4 protein-coding genes are annotated in these 4,680 nt (G+C 39.9%); 2 read left to right on the top strand and 2 right to left on the bottom strand.

Translation table 11 applies throughout. The annotated features are described in order from the left end of the window. Nucleotides 1–666: 666 nt before the first annotated feature. Both BN338_RS01245 and purE read right to left on the bottom strand, forming a co-directional pair. Nucleotides 667–1,836 (bottom strand): 5-(carboxyamino)imidazole ribonucleotide synthase, encoded by a 1,170-nt coding sequence (locus tag BN338_RS01245; protein WP_051018461.1) that lies wholly within the window; start codon nt 1,834–1,836, stop codon nt 667–669. 1 nt (nt 1,837) lies between these two features. Further along, a complete protein-coding gene (gene purE, locus BN338_RS01240) occupies nt 1,838–2,335 on the bottom strand; it encodes a 5-(carboxyamino)imidazole ribonucleotide mutase (RefSeq protein WP_039758272.1) in 498 nt (165 codons plus the stop codon). Between the two features lie 829 nt (nt 2,336–3,164). Here purE and BN338_RS12910 point away from each other — a divergent pair. Together BN338_RS12910 and BN338_RS01230 are read left to right on the top strand one after the other, a co-directional pair. Further along, nucleotides 3,165–3,317 (top strand): DUF5993 family protein, encoded by a 153-nt coding sequence (locus BN338_RS12910; RefSeq protein WP_039758269.1) that lies wholly within the window; start codon nt 3,165–3,167, stop codon nt 3,315–3,317. Nucleotides 3,318–3,327: 10 nt separating this feature from the next. Then, the gene (locus tag BN338_RS01230; protein ID WP_039758267.1) at nt 3,328–3,909 is read left to right on the top strand and encodes a disulfide bond formation protein B; all 582 of its coding nucleotides are present in this window, start codon (nt 3,328–3,330) and stop codon (nt 3,907–3,909) included. Nucleotides 3,910–4,680 lie beyond the last annotated feature (771 nt).

The raw sequence follows: 4,680 nt of genomic DNA, 5'->3' as shown, positions 1-4,680 counted from the left end.
GCGTGCAAGAGGCAAGTCTTCACCTATGAGGTTGGAATTAAAAGGGAAGTAAAGGGAACGACCTTATCGTATGGGGAGGAATGATGCGGTGGAAGGTGGAGGTGAGTGGGCTGGTGAATTTTTTAGCTATGAAGAAATGTTTTTATAAAGAGGAGGGCTTGGAGGGAGAAGCAGTGGGGCGGGTTGAAAGGTTAGGAGTGGGGGGCGAGCCGTTGAATTGTGGATTGGGATGGAATTTTGTCGTTAAGGGTGCGGGGATCTCCTTAAAACGCAGGGCTTGTTTGTGGGGGTCATGAAGCTTTTGTCAGGCGTGGGCGCCGGCTGAAATGCTTGAAGTGGGAGAAAGAGGGGGAAGCCGTTGGATTATGGAGTGGTGTGGGTTTTTATCTTTTGAGAGGGAAGAAATGTTTTTATAAAGAGGAGGGTTTGGAGGGGGAAGTAGTGGGGCGGGTTGAAAGGTTTAGGGGCGTTGTGGAGCCGCATGGATATTGGTGTGGGGTGGAGCTTTGTTTTTGAAGGTGAGGAGAGGTGATGTTCTTAATGCTTAAAAGGACAGGGTTTGTAGGGGGTGTGAAGCCTTGTCAGGCGCGGGGGGTAAAGAGGTGGGGGAGAGAAGTTATTTTTTCAGTTCATTGGGGAGAAGTATGAAAAAGTATTTGTGGGGGGTTAAGATTTGCTGGCTGGGCCTGTTAATTGAATGACATGGCCCATTTTGCGCTGGGGGTGAATAGTTCTTTTGCCATATAAGTGGATTGAAGTGTTCTCTTGCATGAGAAAATATTTTAACGTATTCAAATTGTTTCCAAGAAGATTTGTCATTTGACAATCACTATGGCGATAGGGGCTGCCTAAGGGAAGACCACAAATAGCACGGATATGCTGTTCAAACTGTGAAGTGATGCATGCCTTTTGCGTCCAATGACCAGAATTATGCACACGCGGGGCTAATTCATTCACTAAAAGACGACCATCCATTAAGACAAAAAATTCAATGCAAAGAACACCAACATAATTGAGAGCATTCATGACTGTGGCGCTGATATCTTGCGCGGCTTTTTGCACTTCAAGGGGAAGATGGGAGGGAACAAAAGATTTATGAAGAATCCCGTTTTTATGTTGGTTTTCAGGACAATCATAAAAAATATGCTCTCCTTGTTTTGTGCGGGCCGAGAGAACAGAAATTTCCGCTAAAAAAGGAACAACTTCTTCCAAAATACAAGGCTGTTTGTGAAAAACATCTAAGGCTTCTTTAAGGGTTTGTTCATCAGGATGATCAAGCTTGATCTGGTTTTTTCCGTCATAACCAAAACGACGCGTCTTTAAAAGACCACGTCCCCCTAAGGTTTCAAGAGCGGAAAGAAGAGAAGAAGAATCGTCAACAGCATGCCATGAGGCAGTATCGATTCCTTGATCACGTAAAAATTGCTTTTCAAAAAGTCGATCTTGCGCGATCTTTAATGCGTGCGAAGAAGGATAAACAGGTTTGCTCTGCTCTACATATTGAACTGTTTCAAGCAAAAGATTTTCAAATTCATAGCTGACAACATCGCTCTGAGCAATAAAATCATCTAAGGCTGATGGATCATCATAGGAGGCAATGATATGGTTGCTGGCTGTTTGAGCGGCTGGGCAATCAGATTCAGGGCAAAAAATAACTGTTCGAAATCCTAATTCTGCCGCTGCTATGGCGAGCATGCGTGCCAATTGCCCACCACCAATTAAACCAATGACGCTGCCTAGAGGAAGCATGTGAAATGGAGTGATGTCGTTGGATGGTGAGGTGGTGGATAACGGAGACGTATTGGATGGCAGGGGCGTGTTGGAAAACGGTGTCATTTTAAACCTCCGTTATAGGCGTGAGGGCGACATTGGTTGTTTGTTGCTGACGCCAATCTTCTAATCGTTGGGCGAGATCATGATCGTAAACTGCCATAACCGCTGCTGCTAAAAGGGCGGCATTAATGGCGCCTGCTTTGCCAATGGCTAATGTGCCAACCGGTATTCCTGCTGGCATTTGCACGATTGAAAGCAAAGAGTCTTGACCAGAAAGAGCGTGTGAATGCACGGGAACGCCAAAAACAGGAAGAGGCGTAAGCGCTGCAAGCATACCAGGAAGATGCGCAGCACCCCCAGCGCCGGCAATTAAAATTTTAAAACCTGCTTCCTTTGCTTCTTTTGCAAATTGGTAAAGGCGTTCAGGGGTTCGGTGGGCTGAGACAATATGCGAACTATGAGAAATGCTAAGATTCGTTAAAATATCGGCACTATGGCACATCGTTTGCCAATCCGATTGGCTCCCCATTAAAATCGCAACATCACATGATTTTTTTGTCATTCTCAATCCTTTTCAAAGATTCAAGGCGATTCTTTATAATCATTTTTTTTTAAGAGTTTTATAATCTCTTTGCAAAGCCAATCTTTGGCAGAAAAATAGTTTCTTTAAAATGGGATGGAAAGGGCTAAATTTAAGGGGCAAGACAGAAAGTGAAAAATACGCTCTTGAAACGCATGGAGCACTGTCCTTTGAATTGTCGTATTAATTTGAGTTGTCGTATTAAAATGTCGTCGTATTAAAATATTGAGTGGTGAGAATGTTAAACAGCCAACGTGTTGTTTCCTTTGAAGCAAAAAAATACATGCTGGAAATATATTCTGGAAAAATTTTTAAGTATAAGGTTTTCAGAAAATGTCTCATTTTTTATTGCTAAAATAAATACTGTTACCATATATGGTAAAATATGGTGCAATTTGAAACACTGTTTATGGTAAAAAAGAGATTTTGTGGCAAAAGTGCGTTGCAAATAAGGGTGTTTTTGAGAAAAAATAACAGAGGGATATCTTTCATTTCATCAAAGGCTGCTTATTTTGCTGTCAGATATGGGGGAAATAGATTCTTTAATGATTGCTGAGATAAAGAACACAAATAATCAACGCTTTAGTGCTTTTGCTGAGAGGCGTTTTTAGGCGATGAGGTTTTGCATCATTTCTTCATATAAATGTAATGGCAATACCATAAAGATAACGACAATATTCAAGTGAAGGATGGATTGTGCATAATAAATTCATTTGTCTCTTTTTTGCCTAATTTTTTAATATGGTGAATTCTCATAACTCAGAAATAACAGTTAAACACCGGAATATTTAAGAAAGGAGATTTGAAGGTCATGTTTTTTCCATTTTTAATCGCTTTAGGCACTGCAATAACAACGGTGTATGGCAAAAGAAATATAAGTTATATTTTGTGGGCTATTTTATTTGTTGTTATTCTTCTGACGTTTAATCATCACGCAACTTCTACTTTAAATTTATCTTTTTGAGAGAATAGCCATGGAAAATGTTGAACAAAAAAATCCTCATTTCGTTATATTTATGAATACGCTAGGACTGATTGGGTTGTCCATTGTCTTGGTGGTTGCTTTTTATTATCAATTGGTAAAATTTGAGTTACCTTGTCCCCTTTGTTTGTTGCAACGCGTTGGATTGATGCTAGCAGGTTTAGGGTTCTTGCTCAATATTCACCATAAGGTGAAAAGTACCCATTATGGTATGGTTATTATCGGCTGTATGGTAACCAGTGCTGTTGCTGCGCGGCAGGTGTTTTTGCATATCACACCTGATGATCTGGGATATGGTTCAACGTTCTTTGGATTGCATTTTTATACTTGGGCTTTCATTATTTCTGTTCTTTGTATCTTTGCTGTTGCGTTCGTCATGATCTTAGGCGAATTGGCTCACAAATTTAAAGAATTTTCTCCTTTTCCAATTTTGAGTAAAACGGCAAGTTTCTTATTTGTATTTTTAATTGCAGCAAATTTGCTTTCTACCATACTGGAATGCGGTGGCGGACAATGCGCTGATGATCCTGTACGCTATGAATTGTTATCGAGTTGGTTCTCTTCAGAGTCTTGAATTTTTTAATTATTCCTCGTTATAATTTTACTGTTAAAGAAGCGGACATGTTAAGAAGTCCGCTTCTTTTTTATTGAGTCGATGGTTTGTCAAGATTTTTGATCATGTAAAGCGATCTGTTATCAATAGGGGGGCTTTTATGCGTGTTTGCGATTGATCTTTTTTAAAGTGCGATTGATCTTTTTTTAAAGAAAGGCGTGGCTTGTCGTGTTTTTGGAGCCCACGTTATTTCAGCGAGACGATTCGTCCAAATGTGTTGTCGAGTCGTTGGATTGTTGCGCAGCGGGGAGGGGAAGAAGCTTCGTTTTTAAGGGCGCATTAACTGTAAAAATTTTTTGTTCTTGATTTTTTTTAACTTTGTGCTAGATAATCCTTTGTATTCATTTTGGCGCTTCTGAAGTACCTTAAATGCTTTTAGAGGAAGTTGTTTAAAATTTTGAAAATTATCTCAATAATTTTCTGTAGAGGCTTGTTTATAAGGAACAAGCCTTTTTTTTATCGTAAGATGTTTCCTTTCAGTGTGAAGCTTTTTTTTAGAAAAGGATGCGCGTTTGATGATGATGCTTCCTATGAAAACACATTGATATACAAGAACAATTTATCGTCGTCGGTGTTGAAGGAGAAAATCAAAAAAACGCACATGGCCAACTTTCTTAAAGTTGAATCCATTCAATAGATTTTTGCCTGTTATAAATTCAGATTTTTGTCCGTTATAAAAACACGGCATGGAGGGCAGGATTCTTTAAAAGATTGTAAAGGTGCGCTTTTACC

Source organism: Bartonella queenslandensis AUST/NH15, assembly GCF_000312585.1.
GTDB lineage: Bacteria > Pseudomonadota > Alphaproteobacteria > Rhizobiales > Rhizobiaceae > Bartonella > Bartonella queenslandensis_A.
This window is presented reverse-complemented; position numbering and strand designations above follow the sequence as displayed.

Bases quoted from the DNA above. Each gene is read 5' to 3' on its own strand.
- BN338_RS01245 (WP_051018461.1), bottom strand. From the start codon at position 1,836: ATGACACCGTTTTCCAACACGCCCCTGCCATCCAATACGTCTCCGTTA.
- purE (WP_039758272.1), bottom strand. From the start codon at position 2,335: ATGACAAAAAAATCATGTGATGTTGCGATTTTAATGGGGAGCCAATCG.
- BN338_RS12910 (WP_039758269.1), top strand. From the start codon at position 3,165: ATGTTTTTTCCATTTTTAATCGCTTTAGGCACTGCAATAACAACGGTG.
- BN338_RS01230 (WP_039758267.1), top strand. From the start codon at position 3,328: ATGGAAAATGTTGAACAAAAAAATCCTCATTTCGTTATATTTATGAAT.